Genomic DNA, 26,365 nt, shown 5'->3' on the forward strand with positions numbered 1-26,365 from the left:
CTCACCGACCCTTCGCCCGCCCACGCCGCTCCCGCCGCCGCCTGCTCCATCCCGCCGCCCTCCACGGAGCGGGGACAAAGCAACCCGTGTGCCTGCTTGTGCTACCTGGGGAGTGGGGTGCGCACCCGTCCCGACACATGGGAAGGGGCTCGGATGCCGGACGGACATCCCTGCACCAGCTGGCTTCTCGGGCGTTGAGATGGACTGTCAGAAGCGGGAGAGGGCGAAGAAGCCCTTGATCTTCTCGTTCGTCTCGCGGAGCCGTTCGCTCAGCGTGCGGACGAAGGTCCAGAGCAGCACGTACGCCAGGTCCTTGTCGGTGAACATCAGCTGGTCCAACCGGGAGCGCTCGATGACCCAGACGGAGCAGCTCACGTGGGCGATGGCGTCCGCCGAGCGCGGCGAATCCTCGATGACCGCCATCTCACCGAAATACTGGCCGGGCTCCAGGATGGCGAGCGCCTCCTCGCCGATGCCGGGCACCGACTTGGAGATGCGGACCTTGCCCTCGGCGATTACGAACATCTCCTGGCCGGTTTCCCCCTCACGAAACAGAAAGGCGCCCGCCGGGTAGGTCCGGGAGTGACCAATCTGGGCGACCTTGGCGAGCTGTCCTTGGGTCAAACCCTCGAACAGCGCAACCTTCTTGAGGACGGCGGCATCCATGAGGCCAGCTTCGTATCACGCGCCCGAGGCGCTCTGGTACCTTGGGGCCATCAACGAGATTTGGGAGGAGTCGTGGCGGAGGAGAAGATCAACAAGGTGACCATCATCGGCTCGGGGCCCGCGGGCTACACCGCGGCCATCTACGCCGCGCGCGCCAACCTGCAGCCGGTGGTGTTCGCCGGGGGCCCCACCCTGGAGCACCCGCAGCGGGTGCCGGGCGGCCAGCTCATGGTGACCACCGACGTGGAGAACTACCCGGGCTTTCCGGAGGCCATCACCGGCCCGGAGCTGATGGATCGTTTCCAGAAGCAGGCGGAGCGTTTCGGCACCACCATCCACATGGAGAACGTGGTGAAGGTGGACTTCTCCCAGCGTCCCTTCCTCATCCAGGGGGAGAGCGTCAGCTGCCGCTCGGAGACGGTCATCATCTCCACCGGCGCCACCGCCAAGTGGCTGGGCGTCAAGGGCGAGGACACCTACAAGAACCGCGGCGTCTCCGCGTGCGCCACCTGCGACGGTGCCTTCTTCAAGAAGCAGGACGTGCTGGTGGTGGGCGGCGGTGACACGGCGATGGAGGAGGCGACGTACCTGGCGAAAATCGTCAACCACGTCACCCTCATCCACCGCCGCGACACGCTGCGCGCCTCCAAGGTGATGCAGGAGCGCGCCCGCCAGAATCCGAAAATCTCCTTCATGTGGGACTCCGCGGTGGAGGAGGTCCTCGGCGACGCGAAGGGGATGAATGGCGCGGTGGTGCGCAACCTGAAGACGGGTGACAGCCAGCAGGTGAAGGCGACCGGCCTGTTCGTGGCCATTGGCCACACGCCCAACACGGAGCTGTTCCAGGGCGTGCTGGAGACGCACCAGGGCGGCTACCTCAAGACGGTGCCGGGCTCCACGCGCACCAACATCGAGGGCGTGTTCGCCTGCGGCGACGTGCAGGACCACTACTACCGCCAGGCCATCACCGCGGCGGGCACGGGCTGCATGGCCGCCATCGACGCGGAGCGCTGGCTCATCGAGCACGGCGAGTAGTCCGTCGCACCCGCTCATGCGGCTCCGCTGAGCATTCCCAGGCCGGCCCCTTCCCGGGGCCGGCCTTTCCATTCCCGCGAAGGACGCAGCAATCCCCATGAGCTCGAAGCAGAAGACGGTGGCGGTGCACGCCGGGACGCGGCTGGCTGGAAGCAAGGCGGTGCCGGTGTCGCCGCCCATCCACCCGGCGGCGGTGAACTGGTTCGACAGCAGCGATGACCTGGACAGCGCCCTGGACGGGAAGGACTACGCCTACGCCCGCATCAGCGCGCCCAACACGACGTTGCTGGAGGAGGCGGTGGCCGCGCTGGAAGGCGCCGAGGACTGCGTGGCCTACGCCAGCGGCATGGCCGCGCTGCGCTCCGTCTTCGAGGCCCAGCACTTCCGGGCGGGTGACAGGCTGGTGATGCCGGCGGATGGCTACGGCGTCACGCGCGCGCTGTACAAGAGCCTGTGCGCCACGCTGGGCGTGGAGCTGCACGCGTTCCTGATGACGGACCCCGAGGTGCCCGAGCGCATCCGAGCGCTGAAGCCGCGCATGGTGCTGGCGGAGAGCATCTCCAACCCGCTGCTGCGCGTGCCCGACCTGCGCGTGCTGGCGCGGGCCTGCCAGGACGTGGGCGCGACGTTCGTGGTGGATGGCACCTTCCCGTCGCCCGTGGGGCAGCGCGCGTTGGCGCTGGGCGCGGACTACGCGGTGCAGTCCACCAGCAAGTGGCTCAACGGGCACAGCGACGCGCTGGGCGGCACAGTGAGCGCCTCACGTGAGCGGATGGCGCCACTGCGCGCCGCGCGGGTTCTGGCGGGTGACGTGCTGGGGCCCTTCGAGGCGTGGCTCACCCTGCGCGGCCTGCGCACGCTGCCGGTGCGCATGAAGGCGCATGTCGAGCACGCGGCGCATGTGGCGCGGCGCCTCGCGGAGTCGCCCCTGTTGGAGCGGGTCATCTACCCGGGGCTGACTTCGCACCCGGACCACGCCACCGCGCAGGCGCTGCTGCCAGGCGGCGGCCCCATGGTGGCCTTTGAAATCAAGGGCGCGGGGCGGCCGGAGAGCATGCGCTTCCTGGAGGCGCTGAAGGTGGGGCGGCCCGGTCCTTCGCTGGGGGATGTGTGCACGCTGGTGATGCACGCGGCCAGCGCCAGCGCGCGCCGACTCACTCCGGAGGAGCGGGAGGCCGCGGGCATCCGGGAGAATCTCATCCGCGTCTCCGTGGGGTTGGAGGACCCGGACGACATCGTGGAGGACCTGCTCGCCGCGGTGGCCCAGGGGGTGCGCCGATGAAGATGGTGGACGTGGGGGAGAAGCCGAAGACGGGCCGCGTGGCCGTGGCCACCGCGCTGCTGCGGATGTTGCCCGATACGCGCGAGCGCATCCTGGCGGGGAAGGTGGAGAAGGGGGACGTGCTGGCCGCGGCGAGGCTCGCCGGCATCATGGCCGCCAAGCGCACGCCGGACTTCGTTCCGCTCTGTCACCCCATCGCGCTGTCGGGCGTGGAGGTGACGCTGGCGCCGGAGGACGCGGGGCTTCGGGTCCGCGTGCAGGTGAAGACGGTGGACCGCACCGGCGTGGAGATGGAGGCGCTCACCGCGGCATGCGCGGCGGCGCTGACCGTCTATGACATGTGCAAGAGCGTGGACCGCGGCATGGTGCTGGACGCGGTGCAGTTGGAGCACAAGTCGGGCGGGCGCTCCGGCACGTGGCAGCGGGAGGAGGCCACGCTGGCGGAGGCGGCTGCGCCGCGACGCCGGACGCGCGCGAAGAAGGCCCGCTGAAGGGAGGGCCTCCCCCGAAGCCGAGGTGCCCGTGCGTTGGCGGACACAGGCGGGTTCGAGCCCCGCCTTCTGTCCGCCTCCACACGCCACGAATGTGACGCCGTGCACGCCCAGGGCACGCTCGTCCCCGAGGGGGCTCCCGGTGCGCGGGGAAGGCCCCCACGTTGCGCTTCAGTCCAGGCGGGCGCGAAGGACATGCGCCGGTTCGAGAGGTGACGGGTGTTCGACCTGAGGGGCGTTCTGACGCTGCTGACGGCCCTGGGGGCCGCGGGCTGCGGTGCGCTCACGGAAGAGGGCGACGCGGCCGAGGTGTCGCAGCCCGTGGCGGACCGGGCCGCCTGCGAAGCACAGGCGGCCCAGCGCCGCTACGTGTCCGAGGACAGGAGGGAGTGCCAGGTCATCTTCTTCGTCTGTGCCCGGGGCGAGTCGCCCTTCGTCGACGCCTGCGGCTGCGGCTGCTCGCGTCCCTGAGGCACCGGCCTACTTCGACTCGCTGAGCAGGCGCTCCTGGAAGAAGGCCGCCACCACCAGCGAGTGGGAGATGTGTCCTTCCAGGATGAGGCGCTGCAGGTCGGCGCGCGGGTGCAGCTCCACGGCGATGTCCTCGCCCGCGTCCTGCCGCCCCTCGTGCCGCTTCACGCAGTCGAGCGCGAGGAAGTTGAAGCACACGTTGCCCTGGAACGCGGGGTTGGGGTGCACCTGTCCCACCGGCACCAGGCGGCCTGGCGCGTAGCCCGTCTCCTCTTCCAATTCGCGCGCCGCGGCCCGCTCCGGCGCTTCGCCCGGTTCCACGATTCCGCCAGGGAGCTCCAGAGTGGATGCCTCGACGCCGAAGCGGAACTGCCGCACCAGCACGAGCTGCGCGTCCGGCGTCACCGCGATGACGTTCACCCAGTCCGCGCAGTCGACGCGTACGCGTGGGTGTTCATGGCCCGTGCGCGGGTCCGCCCACCAGTCCTCGCGCACCCGGGCGACGCTGAAGTCATGCTCCAGCCCTCGCCGCAGCCGGCGCCAGGGCTTCACCTCTCGAGCCACGTGAAGGTCCTCCCCGTCAGTTGAGCAGCGCGGCGCGCTCCCGCAGCTCGCGGGCCGTCATCTCCAGTCGGTCGCGGTCGGGGGCCTCGGGCGAAAGCTCCAGGCAGCGCTCCACGTCCTTCAGCGCCGCGCGGTACGCCCCCAGGTTGCCGAGCAGCGCGGCGCGGGTGCGCAGCTCGCCCGGGTGGTCCGGCGCCAGGAGCAGCAGCAGGTCCACCACCGCCAGCCCGCGCTCACAATCCTCTCTGCCCAGGTACACGCGCCGCAGGTTGGACAGCATCCGGTACGCAATCAGCTCCACCGGCGCGGGCGCCAGCATGGTGCGGTCGAACTTGAGCTGCGGCGCCACGCGCTTGAGCAGCTCCTCGCAGCCGTGCTCGGTGAGGATGTCCCCGTGGTGGAACGGGTCCATGACCAGCTTGTGGTCCCCCGCGTCGTGCGCCACCAGGAAGTGGCCGGGGAAGGGGACGCCGTACAGGGAGATGCCCGCGCGACGCGCTACCTCCAGGTAGACGACGGACAACGTAATCGGCAGCCCCTGCTTCCGCTCCAGCACCTGGTCCAGGAAGCTGTTCTCCGGGGAGTGGTAGTCGTCCTCGTTGCCGCGGAAGCCCTCGATGTCCGCCAGCACGTGGCGCAAGGCGCGCAGCGGCGCCAGGACTTCGCCCTTCTCGCTCAGCCGCTCCGCCTCCACCTGCACCCGGCACGCGAGCACGTCCAGCATGTGCAGGCACCCCGGGGCGTCCAGCAGGGGCTTGTCCAGCGTGGCGATGGCCAGCGCCGCCAAGTCCAGCCGCGGGGGCTCCGCGGCCAGGGCCGACACCAGCCGCTCCCGCGCCAACGGTGGGCTGAATCCAGAGGGAATGCTCACGGCGAGAACCAGTAACCCACGAGGGCCCGGACGGCAAAGGCAGGCGGCCGAGCGTCAGAATGCTGGAGGTTCAAGCGGCAGCCGTCCCTTGATTTCCGCCCGCAGGGCAATCTGGGCCGCAATCAGCCCGGACAGGATTCCATCCTCGAACTCAAATGTAGGATGTTCCTTGAGTTCCGGGAAGTCGTGGGAATTGCGCACCTCCTCCGGGGAGATGTTGGGCACGGCCTCGCGGGCCAGGCGCAGCACCTTGGCCTGCTGCTGGGAAATCATCTTCTCGAAGAGCTGGGTGGACAGCTGCAGCATCTCTTCGGCCATCTGCTCCGTCATCGTGTGTCTACTCCTGGGCGATGTCCCACTTGGCACGGCGGTAGCTGTAACGGAAAGCGGCGGCGTCCGCCTCCCTGGCGTTGCCTTCCGCCTCCCGGCCGTCCAGGAAGGCCACGAAGTCCAGCTGCCGGTCCTCGCGTCCGTATTCCGCGTCGAAGAGGCGGACCAACTCGTTGGCGGGCAGGGTGCGGCGGCCAGCCACGCTGACCAGGGGGATGCGCAGGCCCGTCATGTCGCCCGCGGGAGCGTAGGACTTCCACACCAGCTCCGTGCACACGAGCGTCTGGTCGGAGAAGAAGTCGAAGTCGAAGTCATACGGGCGGCCCTGGAAGGTGAAGGCGCGCACGATGGCGCGGGCCTTCTCCAGGCGGGACAGGCGCGGGCGCATGACGCCCAGGTAGTCCACGCGCAGGCCGTGCTCCAGGCCGGTGAAGGACACGCCTTCGCTGATGGATTCGATGATGCGCAGGGGGTCGCCGTGCGCGTCGTTGCCGGTGTACTCGGCCCACTTGGCGGGGAATGCGCGCGCCAGGTGCTGGGTGAGCGAGCCCGGTGCGCCGGGGAGGGTGGCCACCCAGGCCTTCACGTCCGAGTCCTCGTCGAAGTACGCGCCCAACTGGCCGGGCGTGCCGATGAAGAGCTCCGCGTGTGGCCAGAATCCCGGCAGGCCGATGTTGGAGAGGTACCAGTTCTGCCGGGCCACCACGATGTCACCGGGCTCCATCTTCTCCAGCAGGGACAGGGCCTGCTCGCGGGAGATGAGCGGCTGGCCCACGCGGCGCACGCGGGTGTCGCCCATCCATTCGGCCACCGCGCGTTGCACGGGGAAGAAGGCGCGCTGCGCGGTGTCCGCCGTCAGGTCCGCCGTGGCCTTGGCGAAGAGCGTGGCGCCGCGCCGGGTGAGCAGTCCCTTCGCCACCTTGCTGTTGTGCTTCACCTCCTGCAGCAGCCAGGGCACGCGCGGGGCGTCCAGCGCGCCAGCCTTCACCAGCAGCGGGCGGAGCTGTTCCTTGTACCCATCCCCCGTGAGCAGCTGGGTGCTGGTGGAGACGTGGATGGCCTTGTCCTTGAACCGGGCGAAGGCGCGCGCGGGCAGGCCGTACTCGGGCGCGGGCTCGTCCAGCAGCACCTCGAGCTGCTTCTTGCCCAGGGTGAGCTCGGCGTAGGTGAGGCCGTGGGCCAGCGCCGTGGTGAGCGCGCCGTGGGTGAGGAGGAAGCCCCAGGCGTGCTTCTTCGGATGCGCGTGGGCGGGCACCTTCACGAAGTCCCAGTAGCGCTGGCGGATGACCTCCACGGACACGAAGTAGTCGAAGAAGGCCGCCCAGGTGCTGAGCAGCAACTGCTTCTGGTCCGGCGTGTACGGCACGCTCTGCTTCTGCAGGTACACGGCGCGCGACTGCTTCACGGCCTCCTGCAGCCCGCGCAGGCCCCGGACGTGGCGCTCCAGCAGCGCGAGGTCCGTCTGGGCCTGGGCGACGAAGGCCGCTTCCTCCAGGGCGAAGACGTCATGGACGGGCGGCGGGGCGGCGGGCGTACTGGCGAGCGTGAGCCAGGCAATCAGCAGGGGCGCGGCGGACATGGGGCGTGGGACTCCTGCGAGGATGGCGTCGCGGGGCGACACCTTAGCCGGGAAGGGGCCAGGGCGCCTGTCCCCCTGGCTGGACAGGGGCTGGGACGGGGGCGCCCCGGGTGGTCCCGCGCCCCGGCCATCCCCACGTTGTCATTGCACACGAACGCACCGGTGCCGGGGCCAGCGCGCCCCGGCGGAAAGGCAGACAGACGATGGCTTATGGACTCGCGGAGGATCCAGCGCTCTCCATCACCCCGCACCTCGACGCGGTGGAGTACCCCGTCGAACGGGAGCAACTGGCGGCGGCTGCCGCTGACGCAGGCGCCCCCCCCGACGTCATCAACCTCTTCAAATGCCTGCCGCGCCGCGAGTACGCCACCCGCGAGGCCGTGCAGCGGGACCTCTCCGAGGCCTCCCGCCGCTCCGCCCTGGGGGGCTCGAGGGACGACGATGACGGGGTGAACCGGGACCGCCGCAACATCGGGCGGGACGCGGTGGAGGATGCACCGGACGGCCAGACGCGTCATCCGTGAACCGGTGGGCGTTGGGGAGGGGAGGCCAGGTGGAAGCGCTCGCGGGCGCGGGCGCTTTCTGCCAGCGTGTGACGGCGCATGCGTCCCGGCCCCCTGACGTCCAGTCTCCTCCTGTCGCTGACCGCCACTGCCTGTAGCCACAAGGCGCCGCTCTCCGTGTCGCCTTCGGAGCCGCGGCCGGCGTCGGTGCGGCTGGACTTCCAGCCCCCTGTGGACCGCGTGCTCACGGAGACGCAGCGCAGCGTGCGTTCGGTGGAGCGGCGGGGGGACACCCTTCGCGAGGAAGTGGAGCTGACCACGCAGACGCGCTTCACGCCCTCCGAAGGGGGCTGGCTGCTGGCGCAGGCGGTGCCGCGCTCGCGCCTGACGCGCAATGGTCAGGAGGTACCCACCGGCGTGGCGGACGTGCTGGCGCGCTTCACGCTGCAGGCGTGGCTGGCGGCGGATGGCACCTTCGTGAAGCTGGTGGCCCCCGAAGCCGCACAGGAGGCGCTCCGCCAGGTGGCGCCCGCGGGCACGGAGGCGGGCGTGCTGGAGCGCTTCTTTGAACCCGAGGCCCTGGAGACGCGGGCGCGGCGTGAGTGGGAGGTGAAGTTCGCCGGCCTCTTCCAGCGCAACCTCGTGGAGGGCCAGCAGAGCTGGGTGGTGGACCTGGTGCCCGTGGGGGACCGCCAGGTGGCCTACGTGCTGGAGCGTACGGTTCAAGGCACGCGGGACACGCCGCTGGGAGACGCGGTGGTGCTGGGCCTGCGCTGCCTGGACTCGGTGCCGGAGGACGCGCCGGACGCGCTGTCGGAGGCGTGGGTGATGGCGGGCCGGCCGGAGCTGACGCCGGGCGTGTCGTGTGAGGGAGAGCAGCTGGTGGGCCGGGGGCGCTTCATGCCCGTGAGCCGCCAACTCACGGTGCGGGCGACGGTGGCGGGCGAAGCGTGGACTGTCACGACGGAGACCCGGGCAGAGGGGCTCCAGGAGGAGGCGCGATGAGCTGGGAGCAGAACCTCATCGAGGACGAAGCGGGTGTGGAGCGCGTGGTGAAGAGCGCCCGGCGGGTGGCGGTGCTGGGCATCAAGACGGAGCAGCAGTCAGGGCAGCCCGCCTACTACGTGCCGGACTACCTGGCGCGCTCGGGCGTGGAGGTGGTGCCCGTGCCCGTCTACTACCCGGACGTGACGCACATCCTGGGCAAGCCGGTGTTCCGGCGGCTGACGGACGTGCCCGGCGACCTGGACCTGGTGGACGTGTTCCGCAGGCCGCAGGACATCGACGGGCATGTGGACGAGCTCATCGCCAAGAAGCCAAAGGCGGTGTGGTTCCAGTCCGGCATCCGCAACGACGCTGCGGCGGAGAAGCTGGCGAAGGCGGGCATCCAGGTGGTGCAGGACCGCTGCCTGATGGTGGACCACCGCCGCTACGGCGCGCGGTAGTCACTTCGCCGCCCGGAAACGCACCCCCACCCGTCCTGAGGCGGAAGGTGGGGGCGTGCCGGGAGTCCGGCTCAGTAGTCGCCCGCGATGACCTTGGGCAGGGCCTGGCGCAGGTCCGGCAGCGGGCCAATCTGGCGCGTGTTCGCGGGTTGCGGCGTGCCGTTGGCGCGCAGCAGCGAGCGCATCTGCGTGCTGGTCAGACGTCGCCCGTTGGCCAGGGCCACGCCCTGCGCGCTGGCGGCGGCGCCCACCACGATGGGGGACGCGCTGGAGGTGCCGCTGAAGCTGGACGTGTAGAACTGGTCCTCGCCATGGCTGGCGCCGAACACGTTGCCGTAGCCCATGGTGTAGACGCGCTCACCCCAGCCGTGCACGTCCACGCGGCTGCCGAAGTTCGTCCAGCACATGGGCAGGCGCGTGGTGGCCGTACTGCCACCCACGATGATGGCCCCCGAGTCCCGGGTGTCGCGGTTGAACACGCTCCCGTACGCGGGCGCATCCAGGTCGGCGCTGCCGTTGCCCGCCGCTTCCACGACGATGACGCCGTTGGCGGTGGCCGTCTTGATGGCGTCGTAGTTGGCCTGCCAGTACTCCATCGCGATGTAGTCGCACTGGGAGGTGTTGCATGAGCACGCCGTGCCGTCCGAGGGGCCGCGGGCGTGCAGCTCGATGAGGACGATGCCACCCAGCCCCGCGGCCGTGGCCGCCCGGGTGATGGCGCTCGCCGTGCTCTGGGCCCCGATGGACTCGTAGCCCGCCTTGGCCTGGTGCGCGATGCCCGTCACGCCATAGGCGTTGCGCGCGCCCACGATTTCACCCAGCACCGCCGTGCCGTGGTCGCGCCAGCTCCGGTCGGTGTACTGGGTGCCACCCATGTGGAAGAGGTCGGGCATGTCCTCGTGCGTGGTGCGCCACCCGCCCTCGATGTCCACCACCTTCACGTTCTGCCCCTGGCCGCCTAGGACCGTCCACGCGTACTTCGCGTCGATGCCGCCAGGCGCGGCGTTGAGGTAGCCCTGGTTGCTCTCGTAGAGCGGCGTGACGGGTGGGAGGTCCGCCGCGGCCAGCAGGCTGCGCACCGCCGCGTCCATGCCGAAGTCCACCATGGCCGGCTCGGGGGGCGGCTCGGCGTAGGCCACCTCGACACCGTCCAGGCCGTTGAGCGCGGCGACCAGGTCGGCCACGCGCTCGGACGTGGTGCCCGGCATCAGGGGGACTTCGAAGTACAGGTTCAGGTCCGCCAGTTGCTCACCGCTCTGCCGCTCCCCAGCGGCCTTGCGCGCCTCCAGCGTGGACTCGGCTTCGTCGAACAGGCGGGCCATGGCGCCAATGCGGGGCGCGCGCTCCAGCAGTGACGTCACACGGCCCAGGTCCGCCGCCAGGCGCGCATCACCCAGCCCACGTCCGGCCAGCAGCGAGCGCTCCGCGGCGTCCCGGTCCGAAGACAGGACCACCAACTGCTGGTCGCGCAGGCGCACCCGGCTGCCTTCGTGGAACTTCACCACGATGCGCTCCACGTAGGTGTCCCCGGCCAACTCGCGGCCGGTGGGCTTGGTGACGAGCGCGCGAGGCTTCAGGGCCTTCGCGGGCGGCGCCGCCACCGCCGAGGGGGCGAAGGCGAGCACGGACAGGGACAGCATTGCGCACCGCAGGGGGCGCATCGACAGGAGCGACGACATCGGCATGGACAGCCTCCACATCGGAAGGGGGGACGGCCGTGGCCCAGGTCCACTTGCCCAGTGGACGGGTTCACACGGGCATCTTGCATTTCTGGTCTGTCGCGAAATGGGGGGCCCGCCTCCGTGTCCGTCCGGAAGCCGACATCGGCGTGTCCTGTTGGAGGAGACGCGCGCCCGCGTCGACGGCGTGCGTCACTGGCGCGGGAGCGCCTCTCATGGAATTGTGGCTCCCCCTGGAACCGGCTCTTCGCCGCGGCGGGGGACAAGGGCGGTCTTCCGTCCCGGGAGCATGTGGGTCGATGCGGGTCGCAGGCGCGTTGGGGCAGGGGCTGCTGGTGGCCTTCCGGTGGATGGGCGTGGGGCTTTGGGGCGCGCTGAAAGGCGGAGCGCTCTTCGGTCTGGTGGGGTTGGCGGTGGGCGCGGCCACCTACGCGTTGCCCCGGTGGCTGGGCGTTCCGCCCGCGCCCACGTGGCTCGTCATTCTGGGGGCGGTGGTGCCGCCGCTGGCCCTGTCGGTGGCGGGCGGCTACGCGTTCATGCTGCAGGCGGTGTCGGGGCGGCTGGCCGAGGAGGCCAGGGCGCGGGGCGTGGTGGCCCGCGTCTACGCCGTGCTCAAGCCCGTCACGGTGCAGGTGGCGCGGCGGCTCCAGGGCTCGGGCTCGCTGTCGCGCGAGGAGTTGTCGCGCGTCGTGAACGAGTCGATGAGCGAGCATCTGCGGCAGGCCGAGCAGGCCCGGGGTGAAGCGCCGGCCTCGCGCATGGCGGAGGTGGAGCGCTTCCTCATGGAGCAGTCCCGCCGCGTCCTGGGCGCGCTGGCGCTGCGCGCCGTCGTCTCCGCGCCGGATACCGCCACCGCGGTGCGGAACCTGGAGGCGCTGGGCATCGAGCGCGTGGAGATGATGCTGGTGGAGACGCTGGAGGACCTCTTCTTCCTCCAGGTGCTGCTGGCCTTCGGGGCGGGCGTGCTCGTGGCGGCCACGCCCGCGCTGCTCATGGTGTGGCTGCGCTGAGGCTCACCACTCCGCCTGCGCGAAGGGCACCGGAGGCCGCGCCAGGGCGCGCTCCGCGGCCAGCTTCGCCTGGTCCAGCGCGTCGAAGCCGCGCTCCATGGTGGTGGGAGACACGGGCGGCAGGTTGGAGACGACGACGTAGACGGGCACCTGCTTCTGCTCCAGCACGGTGAGCTGGAGGCGGAAGTGGTCCTGCCGCAGCGCCGCCGAGCCCGCGGCCAGGCCCTGCGCGTACGCCATGGGGCCGCCCACCACCTTGCGCGTCTTGCTGGGCAGGTAGTGCACGAGGATGGCGTCCAGCTCCGCGCCCACGGCGCTCTCGTGCAGCGACAGCGCGGGCGCCTTGTCCACCAGGCCACCGTCCCAGTACAGGCTGCCCTCCAGGGGCACCGCGCGGAACAGGCCGGGATAGGCACACGTCGCGTGGACGCGCGGGGCCAGCTCGCCCGAGGTGAACACGTCGTGGCTGCCCAGCGTGAGGTTGGCGCCCACCAGCAGCAGCGGGTGCGGCAGCTCCTCGAAGGTGCGCACCGGCAGCGTGGCATCCAGCAGCTTGCGGAAGCGCTCACCCTTGAGCAGGCCCGTCAGGCCGTGTCCCGCCGCGTCCGCGTTGAGCACCGCGCCAATGGGGTCCGGGTCCCAGAAGTTGGCGCGCGTCTGGCGCAGCACCAGCTCCTCCACGTCACGCACCGGCGTGCCCGCGGCGGCGTAGGCCGCCACCATGCCACCCGCGGACGTGCCCGCGTAGGCATGAGGACTGAGGCCCGCGGCGGCCAGTCCCTTGAGGAAGCCCGCGTGACCGTAGAAGCCGAAATATCCAGCGGAGAGGACGAGCCCGAAGCGCTTGCCGGCGAGCAGCTCGTGGAGGGTCGGGGTGTGGGTGGGAGTCGCCATGCTTCGCCCTGTACGCGACTGCCGGGGCACAGGCAACGCGTCGCGTCTAGAGAGTACTGGCCTTGTGTCCGGCATCGACATATGTTGATGCAGCGATATGGAAGAGCTGTCCCAGTCATTCCGAGTGCTCGGAGACCCGACGCGGCTGCGCATCCTCCGGTTGGTGGCGGAGGCCCCGTTGAACGTGACGGAGCTGGTGTCCCTGGTGGGCGTGGCGCAGTCCTCCGTGTCCCATCACCTGGGCAAGCTGAAGGGCCTGGGCCTGCTGCGCGAGGAGCGCCACGCGGGCTACAGCTACTACTCGCTGGCCCTGGAGCAGGCGGACGGCCGCTGGCCGCTCATCCAGATGGCGCGGCAGGCGGAGGACGCGGCGGGGGACTCGGCGCGGCTGAAGGATTTGCTGCGGGCGCGCGAGGACCGGCAGGCCCTCAACGAGCGGCTGCTGGAGCCGGGGCAGTCGTGGTTCCTGTGGGCGGGCGCGCTGGCGTCGTTGCTGCCGCCGCTGGAGGTGGCCGACTTCGGCTGCGGCACCGGCGTGCTGAGCGTGGCCATCGCCCGCTGGGCGCGGCGGGTGTGGGCCATTGACCAGAACGCGGACGCGCTGGACCAGGCGCGGGAGCGGGCGGGCCGCGAGGGCCTGGAGAACATCCGCTTCCTCCGCGAGGACCTGCACCGGCTGTCGCTCGCGTCCGGCAGCCTGGACCTGGTGGTGATTTCGCAGAGCCTCCACCACGTGGAGGAGCCGCAGTCGGTGCTGTCCGAGTCCGCCCGCCTGCTCAAGCCGGGCGGCCGGCTGGTGTTGTTGGAGTTGATGCCGCACGAGGAGCGCTGGGTGCTGGAGCGGCTGGGCCACCGGCACCTGGGCTTCGCGCCTGAATCCCTCGAAGCCGCGCTGCGCGAGGCCGGCTTCACGTCCCTGACCCGGGAGACGCACGCCCGGGACGGGGCCAGTCCCTTTCGTGTCTTCCTGCTGACTGGAGTCAAACCGTCATGACGAGCCCTGTCCCCGCTGCCCTCCCGCTGCCTCCTGGTGAGAACGGCCGTCGCGTGGAGGCCCTGCGCGCCGCGATGCGTGAGCGCGTGCTGGTGCTGGATGGCGCCATGGGCACGCTGCTCCAGAACGAGGACCTCAAGGCGGCGGACTTCGGCGGCCCGGAGTATGAGGGGTGCAACGAGCACCTCGTCCTCACGCGGCCGGAGCTGGTGGAGCGCATCCACGCGCGCTACTTCGAGGCCGGCGCGGACGTGACGGAGACGGACAGCTTCGGCGGCACGCCGCTGGTGCTGGCGGAGTTCGGCCTGGGCCACAAGGCGCTCGAAATCAACGAGGCCTCCGCCCGGCTGGCGCGCAACGCCGCCGCCGCCGCCGAGGCGAAGGACGGCCGCATGCGCTGGGTGGCGGGCTCCATGGGCCCCACCACCAAGGCCATCAGCGTCACCGGCGGCGTCACCTTCGAGGAGCTGGTGGACAACTTCGCGGTGCAGGCCGAAGGGCTCGCGCTGGGGGGCTCGGACTACCTGCTGATTGAGACGGCGCAGGACACCCGCAACGTGAAGGCGGCGCTGCTGGGCGCCGAGCGCGCGTTCCAGAAGCTGGGCTACGCGCTGCCGGTGGCGGTGTCCGGCACGATTGAGCCCATGGGCACCATGCTGGCCGGGCAGAGCGTGGAGAGCCTGGCCGCGTCGCTGGAGCACACGGACCTGCTGTACCTGGGCCTCAACTGCGCCACGGGCCCGGACTTCATGACGGACCACCTGCGCTCGCTGGCGTCGATGAGCGCGTTCCCCGTGTCCTGTGTGCCCAACGCGGGCCTGCCGGACGAGAACGGCAACTACCTGGAGACGCCGGAGATGCTGGCGCGCTCCGTGCGGCGATTCTGCGAGCAGGGCTGGCTCAACGTGGTGGGAGGGTGTTGTGGCACGCACGCGGGGCACATCGAGACGATGGCCAAGGCGGTGCAGGGGCTGAAGCCGCGCGCGGGCTCGCCGCGTCCCCGGGCCTCGCTGTCCGGCGTGGACTACCTGGAGGTGACGGACGAGCAGCGCCCCCTCATCGTGGGCGAGCGCACGAACGTCATCGGCAGCAAGAAGTTCAAGGAGCTCATCGTCGCCGGCCAGTTCGACGACGCGTCGGAGATCGCGCGCGCGCAGGTGAAGCGGGGCGCGCAGGTCATCGACATCTGCCTGGCCAACCCGGACCGGGACGAGATGGAGGACATGCGCAGCTTCCTGGAGGCGGTCATCAAGAAGGTGCGCGTGCCCTTGATGATTGACTCCACCGACGAGCGCGTCATCGAGATGGCGCTCACCTACAGCCAGGGCAAGGCCATCATCAATTCGGTCAACCTGGAGGACGGCGAGGAGCGCTTCGAGAAGGTGGTGCCGCTGGCGCGCCGCTTCGGCGCGGCCCTGGTGGTGGGCTGCATCGACGAGGTGGGCATGGCCGTCACGCGCCAGCGCAAGCTGGAGGTGGCGGAGCGCTCGTACGAGCTGCTGACGAAGAAGTACGGCATGAAGCCGGAGGACCTGTACTTCGACCCGCTCGTGTTCCCCTGTGCCACGGGCGACGCGCAGTACATCGGCAGCGGCGTGGAGACGATTGAAGGCGTGCGCCTCATCAAGCAGCGCTTCCCGCGCTGCAAGACGGTGTTGGGCATCTCCAACGTGTCCTTCGGTTTGCCCGCCGCGGGCCGCGAGGTGCTCAACTCCGTCTTCCTGTACCACAACGTCCAGGCGGGCCTGGACATGGCGCTGGTCAACTCGGAGAAGCTGGAGCGCTACCCGTCGCTCCCCGAGGAAGAGCGCAAGCTGTCCGAGGACCTGCTCTACAACCGCGGCGCGGACCCGGTGACGCCCTTCGCCGCGGCCTTCCGTGAGCGCAAGGCCGCGCGGGCCCAGGTGAGCACGCTGCCGCTGGAGGAGCGGCTCCAGCGCTACATCATCGAAGGCACGCGTGACGGCCTCACCACGGACCTGGAAGCGGCCATGCAGAAGTACTCGCCGCTGGAAATCATCAACGGCCCGCTGATGAAGGGCATGGACGAGGTGGGCCGCCTCTTCGGCGCCAACGAGCTGATTGTCGCGGAGGTGCTCCAGAGCGCCGAGTCCATGAAGGCGGCGGTGAGCTTCCTGGAGCCGCACATGAGCAAGGCCCAGGCGGCCATGCGCGGCAAGGTGGTGCTCGCCACGGTGAAGGGGGACGTGCACGACATTGGGAAGAACCTGGTGGAAATCATCCTGGCCAACAACGGCTTCCACATCGTGAATCTGGGCATCAAGGTGCCCCCCGAGCAGTTGGTGCAGGCCGTGCGCGAGCACCAGCCGGACATCCTGGGGCTGTCGGGCCTGCTGGTGAAGAGCGCGCACCAGATGGTGGCCACCGCGGAGGACCTGAAGCGGGCGGGCGTGGACGTGCCGATCCTGGTGGGCGGCGCCGCGCTCAGCCGCAACTTCGTGGACCGCAACATCGCCCCGGCCTACGGCGCCGGCACGGTGGCCTACGCGCAGGACGCGATGAACGGGCTCGAGCTGGCCAAGCAGATTGTCGACCCGTCCTCGCACGAGAAGCTCCGCGGCGAGCTGGCCGTCCGCCGGGAGAAGCTGGCGCGCGAGGTGAAGGAGCGGCCGGCTCCGGCGGCGGTCGTGACGCGCGGGCGCAGCGCCGAGGTGAAGGTGCTGGACGCCGTGCCGTCCGCGCCGGACTGGGAGCGGCACGTGCTGTCCAACACGCCGCTGGACCACATCTGGAAGTTCATCAACCCGGTGATGCTGTACGGGCGGCACCTGGGCCTGCGCTCTTCATCGCGTGTCCTGGGCACGCCGGCCGAGGCGGAGCTGGCGAAGACGGAGGAGGGGCGCAAGGCGCTCGCCCTCAAGGAGGCCGTGGAGGAGCTGAAGGGCTTCCTGCGCGGCGGCCGCATGCAGGCGCGCGCCGTGTTCCAGTTCTACAAGGCGGGCAGTGACGGCAACCGGGTGGTGCTCTTCGACGGCGCGTCCGGCAAGGAGGCCGCGTCCTTCGACTTCCCGCGCCAGGACCGCGAAGGCGGCCTGTGCCTGGCGGACTACCTGCGCCCCCTGGAGGGCGGCGCGCCGACGGACAACGTGGCCATGTTCGTCGTCACCGCGGGCTCCGGCATCCGCGAGCTGTCCGAGGAGCTGAAGGCGAAGGGCGAGTTCCTGAAGATGCACGCGGTGCAGGCGCTGGCGCTGGAGACGGCGGAGGGCTACGCGGAGCTGCTGCACACGCAGCTGCGCAGCATGTGGGGCACGCCGGACCGGCAGGACATGACGATGCTGGAGCGCTTCCGCGCGGAGTACGTGGGCAAGCGCTACTCCTTCGGCTACCCGGCTTGTCCCCGGCTGGAGGACCAGTCGAAGCTGTTCGCGGCGCTGCGGCCGGAGGACATCGGCGTGCAGCTCACGGACGGCTCCATGATGGAGCCGGAGGCCTCGGTGTCCGCCATCGTCTTCCACCATCCGCAGGCGTCGTACTTCTCCGTGACGTGACGGCTCGGAAGTGAATGCTGGCAGTTCGTCCCGCCGCGCAGGCAACGCTCGCCCGCGGCGGGACTCCGCCATGCGGAGCGGTGTAAGGGGTTGCACTGATGCCGCTGCTCGGACGGCAGGCAAATACACTCAGGATTGGCGTAAGGGCTTTCATCTAGCGCCTCTGAGGCGGGGTGTATGTTTTCAGGGCGCCTGGAAGCCATGAATCCATGTCATCTCAATCTGGCAGAAAAAGAGTTGAAGGCATTGATTGCGGGTTCACTATCGGTATGATGCCGGCCGTTCCTGCAGTCCAGTTGAATGGGGGCGCCTCGAGCGCCCTTGAGGGGGGAGACACCGCCGTGAGACTCCAGGCGAATCACTGTCATTTCCATCGCACCGTCAGGAGCGCATCCGCTCCTGGCCGGGCCGCGAGGTCGTGGACCGCCCAGCGGCCTGGTGCCGCCTAGCACGTCCGCTTCTTCCCGCGGAACCCACGCAATCACACACAAAGTTCAAGGCATTGCCCGCTGGCGGTTCGCGAGGAGCCTGTTCTGCTCTCTCGTTTGCGGGATTGCCAGCGCAGAAAACCGCTCCCGGAGCAGGGCAGTGGGGCCGTGTGCCCACGGCACGGGTGCGGGCGACAGTCCCTGTCGTCATCACGTTCTCGGCGACAGGGGACGTGAGTCTTTCCAATCAGGAGGATGCATGAAGAAGACATTTCTGCCGACGCTCGCAGTTGCCTTCGGAATTGCCACACAGGCCACGGCGGCGTGGGTGCCCAGTCATTATCGTTGCGCGTTCGACCAGCTCACCTCGGACCAGGCGCGCGGCCGTCAGTCCTGGGCGAAGCGGTGGGCAGACGCGGACCCGTACAACATCTCGGCCGGGAAGGATCAGCGCTTCTGGGCCACCGTCTACGACCAGGACGCGCAGGACGCCCTGAACCTGTTCAACACCCATGTGTATCCGGTGTATGTGGATCCGAACACGGGCTATGAGCCCTGGCGCGGCCCCGGCGCGCTCGGCACTGACACCGCGGCCCTCACCGGCAACCAGATTGACGCGCTGAACCACCTCGCGAAGCCCGTGCATATCATCATGGACGGCGTCTGCGAGCCGGGCTGCTACACCCCGGACCAGAAGGTGCTCTTCCAGGATGGCTACGTTCCCATCCAGAAGGCGCAGGAGGCTGGCGCCGCCGAGCTCGTCACGCTCTCCCCGGATGCCTCGTTCGGCAACCTGCGCACCATGCCGAACACGGTGGAGCGCTACACCCTGGACCGCGACCCCGCCCAGCAGGACATCCTCGTCTTCCGCACTCGGTCGGGGGGCAGCCTGTCCGTGACGCTCGAGCACCCGCTCGTCACCGCGGAGGGCTCGATGAAGAAGGCCAAGGACTTCGTCGCCGGAGAGCACCTGGTCCGGCAGGACGGAACGACGGACGAAATCACCGGCATCCAGCAGCAGGCCTGGTTCGGCAAGGTCTACAACCTGCGCCCCGTCACCCACGACCTGACCTCCAACATCCTCGTGGCCGAGGGCTACCTCAACGGCTCCGGGCGATTCCAGAGCGAGTACGTGGAGGAGCTCAACCGCCTCATCCTCCGCGTCAACGTCCCGGATGAGCTCATCCCGTAAGGGGTGACTCTCCCCTGAATCCCAGGCAGCCCCGGACCGGGCCCCCGGTAGACACGGGGGCTCCGTCCTCCCTGATTCACAGACGCGAGGTCCACCGAAGATGGCCCGTTTCTCTCTCATGCCCAGAACAGTCCTGCCCCTCATCGGCGCCCTGGCGCTGGCGGCGGCGTTTGTCTTCTGGTTGCTGCTCCCGGAGCCGTCTCCTGTGCCGCCTTCCGCCCCGCTCGTGGCGGCGGTGCCCGAACCTCGTCACGTCCCCGCGCCCGCCACCGTGCCCACGCCGCGCCCGGGGCTGGCTCAGGGGGCCACCGTCCTGGTCAACACGCCGCTCGCGCCGGCCTCGGGCCCGGTGCCAGCCGCGCTCGCGCGGCCTGGCTCCCCGCTGGATGCGGTTCGCCAGCGCGTCATGGCCGCGAACCCGGACCTGGCGCAGTTCCGTCATTTGCAGCGCAAGGTGTTGCGAAAGGGTGACGAGCAGGCGTCGCTCCAATCCCTCTTCAAGGACCGCGAAGTCATTGATGCCGCGAAGGCGGACCTGCTGGCCACCGGGGAGCGGACCTTCTCCGAGGATGCGCAGTTCCGGCGGCTCTACCAGGTGGAGTTCCTGGGCTCCGCGCTCGAGTGGAAGGACAACCCGGAGCGCCCCGCGCTGCTCAACGACATCGAGGAGCTGCTGCGCGCCGACAACCTGAACCCTGACATGGAGCTCGAACTGCGCCGCTCCCTGTCTGGCGACAAGGTCGAGCTGTTCATGATTCTCCTGCACAACGACCGGGCGCGCGCCGAGTCCATGCTGCAGAGCCTGCACGGCTCCCGCCTGGGCGCGCTGCTCGAGCACGCCCGGACCCGTTACGACGCGCTCTGGGCGCTCGCCGCGAAACAGCCATGACGCCCGGCGCCCCCACCAGAGGTCTCCGCATGTCCCGCCGCTCCTTCCCTCTCTGGCTGCTGCCAGCGCTCGCGGCCTGCCAGCCCCCCGCGCCCTTCGAGGGGCCGCTCACGCCCTCCGAACATCCCGTCCTCGTCGGCGGCGGGGGATGTCTGTCCCCCTCCTGGAGAATCATCCAGTTCGGCAGCCCTGGTGATGACGTGGCGGTGGACGTCGGGCTCGACGCCGACTGCCACATCTTCGTGGCGGGCACCACTTGGGGCGTGCTGGAGGAGGAGAGCCTCACGCGAGGCCTGTTCCAGGACGCCTTCGTGGCCAGCCTGGACGTCACCGCCCAGCCTCGGTGGCTGCATCAGTACGGCTCGGAGTGGGACGACACCGTGAAGGGCCTCGCCGTCTCTCCCCAGGGCGAAACCTATGTGGTGGGCAGCACGCCCCTGGCGATGCCGGGCGCCTTCAACCTCGGTCAGGGGGATGCCTTCGCCATCAAGCACGATGCTGGAGGCGCGCTGGAGTGGCTCGTCCAACGCGGCTCCGCCCAGGAGGACACCGGGCTCGGCGTCGCCCTTTCGCGGGACGGCCGCCACGTCTTTCTCGCGGGCGGGTCGATGGAGAAGCCCAACGTGAGCTTCGACATGCGCGTCGAGGTGCTGGACTCGCGGGATGGGATGGGGCTCGAGACGCGTCGCCATGGGACGGACGGGCATGACCGGGCGGAGGCTGTCGCCGTCAGCGCGGATGGCTCCGTCGTGCTGGTGGGCGCCACGCTGGGTGGGTTCGCCTCGGCGAACGCGGGCTCGTTCGACACCGTCCTCGCTCACCTCGACCCTGCGCTGGGATTGACGTGGGCGCGGCAGCCGGCCACCCCCGACATCGACGCGGGGCTGAAGGTCGTCATCGCGCCGGACGGCTCCATCCTCATGCTGGCGCTCTCCTTCAGCGACCTGGCCACGGGCCGCGCGGAGAACGACGGCATCTCCTCGGCCTTCCTCCTCAAGTACGACCCCATGGGGCGCCTGCACTGGGTCCAGCGCATCGGCTCCCCCCGTGAGCTCCACCGCGCGACGGGGCTCGCGGTGGACGAACACGGCGCCATCTACGTCGCCGGAGGGACGCACGGCGCCATGGACGGTCCCAACCAGGGAGGCCGAGACGCCTTCGTCGTGAAGTACGACGCCCACGGCACGCGCCTGTGGGCGCGACAGCTGGGCACCCCGGGCATGGACGAAGCCCATGCCGTCGCGCTCACCCGCGCGGGGGACGTCGTCATCGCTGGCTACACCACGGGCCGTCTCGGCGGAGCCCATGCCGGAGGCCAGGACGTCTTCGTCGCCCGCTTCAACAGCCGTGGGCAGCAGTAATCAACCAAGGAGCCGTTTCATGCACGGAAGAACTGGAAGGCGGAAGAGCTCGGTTTCGCAGCTGTTCGTCGCAGTGCTCGCCCTGACAATGGCGCTCCCCGCGAGCGCTGCGGATGGGCTCGAGCTCAAGTCCCGGCCACTGGCTCGCAAGGGCGTGGTGGAGCTGCGGCGCAACGTGGAGATTCCGCGCGTCGTCGTGAAGTTCCACGAAGGCACCCGCGTTCGCCTGCGCGGAGAGCAGCTCGTCGCGCTGTCCGAGACGCGTGGCGCGCGCGAGCTGGGGCAGTTGAGCCAGCGGGGCCTGACGGGCCCGGCCGTGGCGGCGGACATGGCCGCCGTGGCCTCGCTCGTCGCCGCCGACCCGCATGCACGCGGGCTGGGCCGGATGTTCACCGCCGACGAGAAGCTGCTCGACACGCGCAAGTTCGCGACGGAGACCCTCAGCGGTCAGGAGGTCGCCGACCTGAACCTCTACTTCGAGGTTCCCATCCGCCCCGGCACCACCTTCGAGCAAGTCAGGGGCCTGGTGGAGAAACTCGACGCGCTGCCGAGCGTGGAGACCGCCTACGCGGAGCCCGCCGCGGAGCCCGCCGCGGTCAACTGGCCCAACTTCCTCACGCCGATGCTGCTGAAGGCCGGCCCGAACCTCCAGGGTGAGCAGGGCTACCTGGGCGCCGCGCCCACTGGCATCGACGCGCACTACGCGTGGACGGTGGCGGGTGGCAGCGGGGCGAACGTCAAGGTCGTGGACGTGGAGGGTGGCTGGCGGACCACCCACGAGGACATGCCTGGCCTCTTCCACCAGGGGGGCGCCCAGTTCAATGACCTGGGCTGGCGCAACCACGGCACCGCCGTGCTGGGCGAAATCGTGGGCGTGGCCAATGGCTTCGGCGTGACGGGTATCGCCCACGCCGCGCGGGCGGGCTACGAGTCCATCGGCGCCCAGAGCGCGGCCAGCGCCATCGCCAATGCCGCGGTGGCCGCGGGCGCTGGTGGCGTCGTCCTCATCGAGCTGCACCGCCAGGGGCCGCCCAACAGCACGCCGTGCACCTGCAACTTCGGTCAGTGCGACTACATCGCCATGGAGTACTGGCAGGCGGAGTTCGACGCCATCGTCCAGGCCACCTTGAATGGCGTCGTGGTCGTCGAGGCCGCGGGCAATGGCAGCTCCAATCTGGATGACGCCGCCTACAACAACGCCTTCAACCGCGACGTGCGCGACTCGGGCGCCATCGTCGTCGCGGCCGGCTCCTCGCAGGGCCGCGCGCCGATGTGCTGGACGAACTACGGAAGCCGCCCCGACGTCCACGGATGGGGCGAGAACGTCGTCACCCTGGGCTACGGCGATCGCTTCAGTGGCGGCACGGAGGACACCTATTACACCGCCACCTTCAGCGGGACCTCCAGCGCCTCGCCCATCATCACCGGCGCCGCCGCCTCCCTCCAGGGCGCGCTCCAGGCCCGTGGCCGGTTCCCGCTGAGCCCGCTGGCCTTGCGTGACGTGCTCTCCAGCACCGGCAGCGCCCAGGCCCCGGATGCCCGCCGCATCGGGCCCCGTCCCAACCTGCGCGCCGCGCTCAACCGCCTGGGCATCTTCTAGGCCCCGTCGCTCGTGAATCCCGCCCTGGAGTGGAGCACCGCTCCAGGGCGCCGGCCTCTTCCCGGAGGGGCCGGGCCCCAGGTTGTTCCCTCTTCTTGGGCGTAGACCCCTTCAAGGACCTCAGATGCCACGTTCTCCAAGAAGCACGGCAGGGATTGGCGTGGGCGTCGCCTGTGTTGCCGCCGCGCTGCTCTTCGCGCTCTGGAACGGTGCTGCTCGGGCTCCAGCCCCGTCGCCAGAGGCACCACCTCCGGCCCCCGCCGTCACGGCGTCCGTTCCCCCCGCGCCCCCCGCCGCGCAGCCCCTGGTGAAGTTGCCCGCGGAGGACGCCACGCCGGTGGTCATCTCCGAGCCGGCCGCGCCGGGCGAGGCCGTGGGGCAGCGCCGCCCGCGGTTCCGGGTGGACGACTTGAGGGATGAGATGATGGCCGGCAACCCCGACCTGGCCCAGTTCCGGACGTTGCAGCGCAAGGTGCTCCTCAAGCCAGAGGAGCGGGAGCAGCTGCGCGGCATCTACAAGGACCGCGCACGGATTGAAGTGGCGCGGCGGGACCTGCTGGCTGAAAGCGAACAGACCTACAGCGATGACAACCAATTCCGCCGGATGTACCGGGTCGAGTATCTGGGGATGGCGCTCGAATGGAAGGACAATCCCGAGCGGGCGCATCTGCTCGATACCGTCGAATCGCTCGTGATGGCACGCAACATCCGCTCCACCCAGGACCTGGACGTGCGGCGCTCGCTGTCGGGAGACAAGGTGGAGATGATGATGATTCTCCTCCACAACGACCGGGCCCGAGCGGAGCAGTTGCTGGCGCAGTCCCGAGGCACCCCCTACGAACCCCTGCTCGAGTATGCCCGCGTCAGGTTCGACGCGCTCTGGGCGCTCGCGCGTCAACAACAGACATCGAATCCCTGAGGTCGCTCCACCATGTCCAGCATCCCGCGTTGCTCCATCCTCGTAGGTATCCTCTCGCTCGGTTGTGGCTGTCACGCGCCGTCCTCCGAGCCGGGCGCGGCCGAGCCCGTCCTCAACCAACACCAGACGGACGGTTGCGGGAACCCTCTCACGGGGGAAGTGCTCTTTCAGTTCGGGTCGGAAGCGGACGACCAGGCGGTGGCGCTCGGGCGTGACGACGCAGGCAACGTCTACCTCGCGGGCAACACGAGCGGCGCCTTCGGAGAGCCGGGAGAGCAGGGGGGGGGGCAGGACGTCTTCCTGGCGAAGCTCTCCTCGCTCCTTCAGTTCAACTGGGTTCACCAGTTCGGCTCGCCGGGCGAGGACGCCGCGCGGGACGTGGTCGTCACGAGCGAGGGCCAGGCGCACGTCGTCGGCATCACGCAAGACTCGCTCCCGGGGCAGTTCTCCGCCGGTGGCGCGGACGTGTTCGTGGCCCGGTATGACAACGAGGGGCGGCGCTCCTGGCTCGTCCAGCACGGCACACGGGAGGAGGACTACGGCCTCTCCGCCGCGCTCCGTCCGAACGGACGGATTGGCATCGCGGGGGCCACGCTGGAGACGCCGGCCAATGGCTTCGACGTCACGCTGCTCCAGATTGACGACCAGGGCCAGCAGGCCCAAAAGGATGTCTTCGGCTCCCTGAACCAGGCCCATGACCGCGGCGAGGGAATCGCCGTGTCACCGAGCGGGAGGACCTGGGTCGTCGGCTCGACCCAGGGCCGCCTGGCCGCTCAACCCAAGGGCTCCACGGACATCTTCATCCGCCAGTTCGACGGTGCTCAGAACCTGGAGTGGACCGCCCAGGTGGGAACGCCAGACATCGACGCGGCCATCGCGGTCGCCCAGGACGGGAACGATCGCATCTACGTGCTCGCGATCTCCTACAGTGACCTGACCCAGCCCAACGCCTTCGAGAACGACGGCATCCCCAACGCCTTCCTGATGCGCTACTCGACGTCGGGAGAGCACAAGTGGACGCGCCGCATCGGGCCGGCAAGCCACCTGAGCCTGGCCACCGGGCTCACCGTCGACAGCGCAGGCCATGCCTATGTCGCGGGCTGGACGGCCGGTGCAATGACGGACACGCCCAACCAGGGCGGGCTCGATGCGTTCGTCGCCCGGTTCGACAGGTCGGGCACCCAGGACCGCGCCTGGCAGTGGGGGACGGACGCGGACGACCAGTTGCGCGATGTGGTGATGACCAGCTCAGGAATGGCTCTGGGGTGGGGAACGACCCGAGGAAACCTGGGGGCACCCAACCAGGGCGGACAGGACGTGTTCGTCGTCCAGTTCGCGACGAGCCCGTAGCAGGCCGTTCTTCAACCAACCATCAGGGGGTAAGACATGAAGAAGACCATCTTCGCGGTCATCAGTTCGCTGACGATGTCGTCGTCAGCCTTCGCCGCGTGGGCGCCCAACGAATATCGATGCACGTTCGACCAGCTCACCGCGGATCAGGCCGAGGGCCGCCAGCGCTGGGCGAAGCGCTGGCAGCAGCAGAACCCCTACAACATCACGACGTGGGGAGGCCTGGACCATAACTACTGGCACTCGAGCTACACGCTGGAGGCCAACCAGGCCGTGGCCCTGGGCTATTGGCTGTACCCCGTCTACGTGGACCCAGACAACATGTACACGCCCTGGAAGGGACCGGGCGCGTATGGGACCGCGACGGCGTCGTACACGGGCTCGCAAATCCAGACTTCCGTCCCCTATACCTTCAAGCCCGCGAACATCCAGATGGATGGCGTGTGCGAGCCGGGTTGCTACACACCGGACCAGAAAATCCTCCTGTCCGACGGCGCCATGGGCATCCGCGAGGCCCTGGAGTCCGGGCGGATGGACCTGGTGACGCTCTCGCCCGAGGCGTCGTTCTCCGCCGTCGAGCTCCTGGACAACAAGGTCGAGCACTACACGCTGGACCGTGACGCCACGAAGCAGGAAATCCTCACCTTCCGCACCCGCTCCGGCGGAGCGCTGCGTGTCACCACCGAGCACCCGCTCGTCACGCCGGACGGCACGCTCAAGCGGGCCCGTGAACTCGGGGTGGGTGACAGCCTCGTGGACCGCCATGGCCAGACGGATGAAATCGTCTCCCTGGACACGAAGTGGGAGTACACCCGCGCCTACAACGTGCGACCGGTGACGACGGACCTCACGTCCAACATCATCATCGCCCAGGGCTACCTCAATGGCTCGCAGCGCTTCCAGAGCGAGTACGTTGAAGAGATGAACCGGATGATTCTGCGCAGCAACGTGCCGGAAGTCCTCGTCCCCGCGGGCGAGTAGCCGCATCCCTGCCGCCGGAGCGCTTGTCCTATCGCTCCGGTAGCCCTCTGTTCACAAACCCTGTCCCCAGCCATCCGGTCCCGCCTGCTTCTGGCGGGCACCGGATTTTGTCGTGTCCGTAGATGGATTTCAGCGAGGTCAAATCATGACAATGTCATCACTGATGAAAGACAGACGCACCATGGGACTGGCCGTCCTCACCGCCTTCTGCGGCTCGCTCGGAGCCGCGAGCGCGGCCCCAGCCGGCGGGCCTGGGGGGAGGGAGGAGGAGCTCGTCATGGTCGAGGAGTTCCCCGATGACGGCGGTGGTGGTGGCGGC

General features: G+C 69.7%; 24 protein-coding genes. 17 read left to right on the forward strand and 7 right to left on the reverse strand.

Annotation, left to right across the window (positions count from 1 at the left end; all coding sequences use genetic code 11):
* Window positions 1–207: 207 nt before the first annotated feature.
* The gene (locus HNV26_RS30045) at window positions 208–666 is read right to left on the reverse strand and encodes a Crp/Fnr family transcriptional regulator (RefSeq protein WP_011552046.1); all 459 of its coding nucleotides are present in this window, start codon (window positions 664–666) and stop codon (window positions 208–210) included.
* A gap of 72 nt (window positions 667–738) precedes the next feature.
* Between HNV26_RS30045 and trxB the strand changes: the two genes are divergently transcribed.
* The 4 genes from trxB to HNV26_RS30065 all read left to right on the forward strand — a co-directional run bounded on the left by trxB (window position 739) and on the right by HNV26_RS30065 (window position 3,945).
* Window positions 739–1,701, forward strand: coding sequence for a thioredoxin-disulfide reductase (gene trxB, locus HNV26_RS30050; protein WP_011552047.1), 963 nt, complete (start codon window positions 739–741; stop codon window positions 1,699–1,701).
* A 97-nt stretch (window positions 1,702–1,798) separates the two neighbouring features.
* Entirely contained in the window at window positions 1,799–2,983 is a 1,185-nt protein-coding gene (locus HNV26_RS30055; protein ID WP_171444584.1) for a trans-sulfuration enzyme family protein, read from the forward strand.
* Window positions 2,980–3,474, forward strand: coding sequence for a cyclic pyranopterin monophosphate synthase MoaC (gene moaC, locus HNV26_RS30060; protein WP_171444583.1), 495 nt, complete (start codon window positions 2,980–2,982; stop codon window positions 3,472–3,474). The genes HNV26_RS30055 and moaC overlap by 4 nt, the downstream gene beginning before the upstream one ends.
* 219 nt (window positions 3,475–3,693) lie before the next feature.
* Complete coding sequence (locus HNV26_RS30065) at window positions 3,694–3,945, forward strand: hypothetical protein (protein WP_171444582.1); 252 nt, start codon at window positions 3,694–3,696, stop codon at window positions 3,943–3,945.
* Between the two features lie 9 nt (window positions 3,946–3,954).
* Here the strand turns inward: HNV26_RS30065 and HNV26_RS30070 are convergent, their stop codons facing one another.
* The 4 genes from HNV26_RS30070 to HNV26_RS30085 form a co-directional block, all read right to left on the reverse strand.
* Window positions 3,955–4,509, reverse strand: a complete 555-nt coding sequence (locus tag HNV26_RS30070) for an NUDIX hydrolase (RefSeq protein ID WP_171444581.1) — start codon at window positions 4,507–4,509, stop codon at window positions 3,955–3,957.
* Window positions 4,510–4,525: 16 nt separating this feature from the next.
* Window positions 4,526–5,350 carry a SirB1 family protein gene (locus HNV26_RS30075; protein WP_171444585.1) on the reverse strand — a complete coding sequence of 275 codons (825 nt, stop codon included), beginning with the start codon at window positions 5,348–5,350 and terminating at the stop codon, window positions 4,526–4,528.
* Window positions 5,351–5,434: 84 nt separating this feature from the next.
* Entirely contained in the window at window positions 5,435–5,710 is a 276-nt protein-coding gene (locus HNV26_RS30080; protein ID WP_090491927.1) for a hypothetical protein, read from the reverse strand.
* 7 nt (window positions 5,711–5,717) lie between these two features.
* Complete coding sequence (locus HNV26_RS30085; protein WP_171444580.1) at window positions 5,718–7,289, reverse strand: YiiX/YebB-like N1pC/P60 family cysteine hydrolase; 1,572 nt, start codon at window positions 7,287–7,289, stop codon at window positions 5,718–5,720.
* 203 nt (window positions 7,290–7,492) lie between these two features.
* Between HNV26_RS30085 and HNV26_RS30090 the strand changes: the two genes are divergently transcribed.
* From HNV26_RS30090 to HNV26_RS30100, 3 genes are all read left to right on the forward strand, one after another.
* Window positions 7,493–7,813: a DUF2795 domain-containing protein gene (locus HNV26_RS30090; protein WP_026114192.1), complete on the forward strand. Its 321-nt coding sequence runs from the start codon at window positions 7,493–7,495 to the stop codon at window positions 7,811–7,813.
* A 78-nt stretch (window positions 7,814–7,891) separates the two neighbouring features.
* Window positions 7,892–8,797 carry a hypothetical protein gene (locus tag HNV26_RS30095; RefSeq protein WP_171444579.1) on the forward strand — a complete coding sequence of 302 codons (906 nt, stop codon included), beginning with the start codon at window positions 7,892–7,894 and terminating at the stop codon, window positions 8,795–8,797.
* Window positions 8,794–9,237, forward strand: a complete 444-nt coding sequence (locus tag HNV26_RS30100; RefSeq protein WP_171444578.1) for a CoA-binding protein — start codon at window positions 8,794–8,796, stop codon at window positions 9,235–9,237. The genes HNV26_RS30095 and HNV26_RS30100 overlap by 4 nt, the downstream gene beginning before the upstream one ends.
* A gap of 71 nt (window positions 9,238–9,308) precedes the next feature.
* Here the strand turns inward: HNV26_RS30100 and HNV26_RS30105 are convergent, their stop codons facing one another.
* Window positions 9,309–10,922, reverse strand: a complete 1,614-nt coding sequence (locus tag HNV26_RS30105; RefSeq protein ID WP_253817202.1) for a S8 family peptidase — start codon at window positions 10,920–10,922, stop codon at window positions 9,309–9,311.
* 293 nt (window positions 10,923–11,215) lie between these two features.
* On the opposite strand from HNV26_RS30105, the gene HNV26_RS30110 reads away from it, so the two are divergent.
* Entirely contained in the window at window positions 11,216–11,926 is a 711-nt protein-coding gene (locus tag HNV26_RS30110; RefSeq protein ID WP_171444576.1) for a hypothetical protein, read from the forward strand.
* 3 nt (window positions 11,927–11,929) lie between these two features.
* On the opposite strand, the gene HNV26_RS30115 is transcribed toward HNV26_RS30110, so the two are convergent.
* The gene (locus HNV26_RS30115; RefSeq protein WP_140789107.1) at window positions 11,930–12,820 is read right to left on the reverse strand and encodes a patatin-like phospholipase family protein; all 891 of its coding nucleotides are present in this window, start codon (window positions 12,818–12,820) and stop codon (window positions 11,930–11,932) included.
* A 97-nt stretch (window positions 12,821–12,917) separates the two neighbouring features.
* Here HNV26_RS30115 and HNV26_RS30120 point away from each other — a divergent pair, with 97 nt between their 5' ends.
* The 9 genes from HNV26_RS30120 (at window position 12,918) to HNV26_RS30160 (ending at window position 26,046) form a co-directional block, all read left to right on the forward strand.
* Window positions 12,918–13,814: an ArsR/SmtB family transcription factor gene (locus tag HNV26_RS30120; protein WP_171444575.1), complete on the forward strand. Its 897-nt coding sequence runs from the start codon at window positions 12,918–12,920 to the stop codon at window positions 13,812–13,814.
* Window positions 13,811–17,326 carry a methionine synthase gene (metH, locus tag HNV26_RS30125; protein ID WP_171444574.1) on the forward strand — a complete coding sequence of 1,172 codons (3,516 nt, stop codon included), beginning with the start codon at window positions 13,811–13,813 and terminating at the stop codon, window positions 17,324–17,326. Before HNV26_RS30120 ends, metH begins: the two co-directional genes overlap by 4 nt.
* A 687-nt stretch (window positions 17,327–18,013) precedes the next feature.
* Window positions 18,014–18,946 carry a Hint domain-containing protein gene (locus HNV26_RS30130; protein ID WP_171444573.1) on the forward strand — a complete coding sequence of 311 codons (933 nt, stop codon included), beginning with the start codon at window positions 18,014–18,016 and terminating at the stop codon, window positions 18,944–18,946.
* 118 nt (window positions 18,947–19,064) lie between these two features.
* A complete protein-coding gene (locus HNV26_RS30135; protein ID WP_171444572.1) occupies window positions 19,065–19,835 on the forward strand; it encodes a hypothetical protein in 771 nt (256 codons plus the stop codon).
* Window positions 19,836–19,864: 29 nt separating this feature from the next.
* Window positions 19,865–21,196, forward strand: coding sequence for a Kelch repeat-containing protein (locus HNV26_RS30140; protein WP_171444571.1), 1,332 nt, complete (start codon window positions 19,865–19,867; stop codon window positions 21,194–21,196).
* Between the two features lie 73 nt (window positions 21,197–21,269).
* A complete protein-coding gene (locus tag HNV26_RS30145; protein ID WP_366817058.1) occupies window positions 21,270–22,796 on the forward strand; it encodes a S8 family peptidase in 1,527 nt (508 codons plus the stop codon).
* Window positions 22,797–22,956: 160 nt separating this feature from the next.
* Window positions 22,957–23,715: a hypothetical protein gene (locus HNV26_RS30150; RefSeq protein WP_171452919.1), complete on the forward strand. Its 759-nt coding sequence runs from the start codon at window positions 22,957–22,959 to the stop codon at window positions 23,713–23,715.
* Between the two features lie 12 nt (window positions 23,716–23,727).
* Window positions 23,728–25,065: a hypothetical protein gene (locus HNV26_RS30155; RefSeq protein WP_171444773.1), complete on the forward strand. Its 1,338-nt coding sequence runs from the start codon at window positions 23,728–23,730 to the stop codon at window positions 25,063–25,065.
* Window positions 25,066–25,101: 36 nt separating this feature from the next.
* A complete protein-coding gene (locus tag HNV26_RS30160; protein WP_171444774.1) occupies window positions 25,102–26,046 on the forward strand; it encodes a Hint domain-containing protein in 945 nt (314 codons plus the stop codon).
* Window positions 26,047–26,365 lie beyond the last annotated feature (319 nt).

This window comes from Myxococcus xanthus (genome assembly GCF_013116825.1).
Classification (GTDB): domain Bacteria; phylum Myxococcota; class Myxococcia; order Myxococcales; family Myxococcaceae; genus Myxococcus; species Myxococcus xanthus_B.

Bases quoted from the DNA above. Each gene is read 5' to 3' on its own strand.
- HNV26_RS30045 (WP_011552046.1), bottom strand. From the start codon at position 666: ATGGATGCCGCCGTCCTCAAGAAGGTTGCGCTGTTCGAGGGTTTGACC.
- HNV26_RS30055 (WP_171444584.1), top strand. From the start codon at position 1,799: ATGAGCTCGAAGCAGAAGACGGTGGCGGTGCACGCCGGGACGCGGCTG.
- moaC (WP_171444583.1), top strand. From the start codon at position 2,980: ATGAAGATGGTGGACGTGGGGGAGAAGCCGAAGACGGGCCGCGTGGCC.
- HNV26_RS30080 (WP_090491927.1), bottom strand. From the start codon at position 5,710: ATGACGGAGCAGATGGCCGAAGAGATGCTGCAGCTGTCCACCCAGCTC.
- HNV26_RS30085 (WP_171444580.1), bottom strand. From the start codon at position 7,289: ATGTCCGCCGCGCCCCTGCTGATTGCCTGGCTCACGCTCGCCAGTACG.
- HNV26_RS30090 (WP_026114192.1), top strand. From the start codon at position 7,493: ATGGCTTATGGACTCGCGGAGGATCCAGCGCTCTCCATCACCCCGCAC.
- HNV26_RS30095 (WP_171444579.1), top strand. From the start codon at position 7,892: ATGCGTCCCGGCCCCCTGACGTCCAGTCTCCTCCTGTCGCTGACCGCC.
- HNV26_RS30100 (WP_171444578.1), top strand. From the start codon at position 8,794: ATGAGCTGGGAGCAGAACCTCATCGAGGACGAAGCGGGTGTGGAGCGC.
- HNV26_RS30105 (WP_253817202.1), bottom strand. From the start codon at position 10,922: ATGCCGATGTCGTCGCTCCTGTCGATGCGCCCCCTGCGGTGCGCAATG.
- HNV26_RS30110 (WP_171444576.1), top strand. From the start codon at position 11,216: ATGCGGGTCGCAGGCGCGTTGGGGCAGGGGCTGCTGGTGGCCTTCCGG.
- HNV26_RS30115 (WP_140789107.1), bottom strand. From the start codon at position 12,820: ATGGCGACTCCCACCCACACCCCGACCCTCCACGAGCTGCTCGCCGGC.
- HNV26_RS30120 (WP_171444575.1), top strand. From the start codon at position 12,918: ATGGAAGAGCTGTCCCAGTCATTCCGAGTGCTCGGAGACCCGACGCGG.
- metH (WP_171444574.1), top strand. From the start codon at position 13,811: ATGACGAGCCCTGTCCCCGCTGCCCTCCCGCTGCCTCCTGGTGAGAAC.
- HNV26_RS30130 (WP_171444573.1), top strand. From the start codon at position 18,014: ATGAAGAAGACATTTCTGCCGACGCTCGCAGTTGCCTTCGGAATTGCC.
- HNV26_RS30135 (WP_171444572.1), top strand. From the start codon at position 19,065: ATGCCCAGAACAGTCCTGCCCCTCATCGGCGCCCTGGCGCTGGCGGCG.
- HNV26_RS30140 (WP_171444571.1), top strand. From the start codon at position 19,865: ATGTCCCGCCGCTCCTTCCCTCTCTGGCTGCTGCCAGCGCTCGCGGCC.
- HNV26_RS30155 (WP_171444773.1), top strand. From the start codon at position 23,728: ATGTCCAGCATCCCGCGTTGCTCCATCCTCGTAGGTATCCTCTCGCTC.
- HNV26_RS30160 (WP_171444774.1), top strand. From the start codon at position 25,102: ATGAAGAAGACCATCTTCGCGGTCATCAGTTCGCTGACGATGTCGTCG.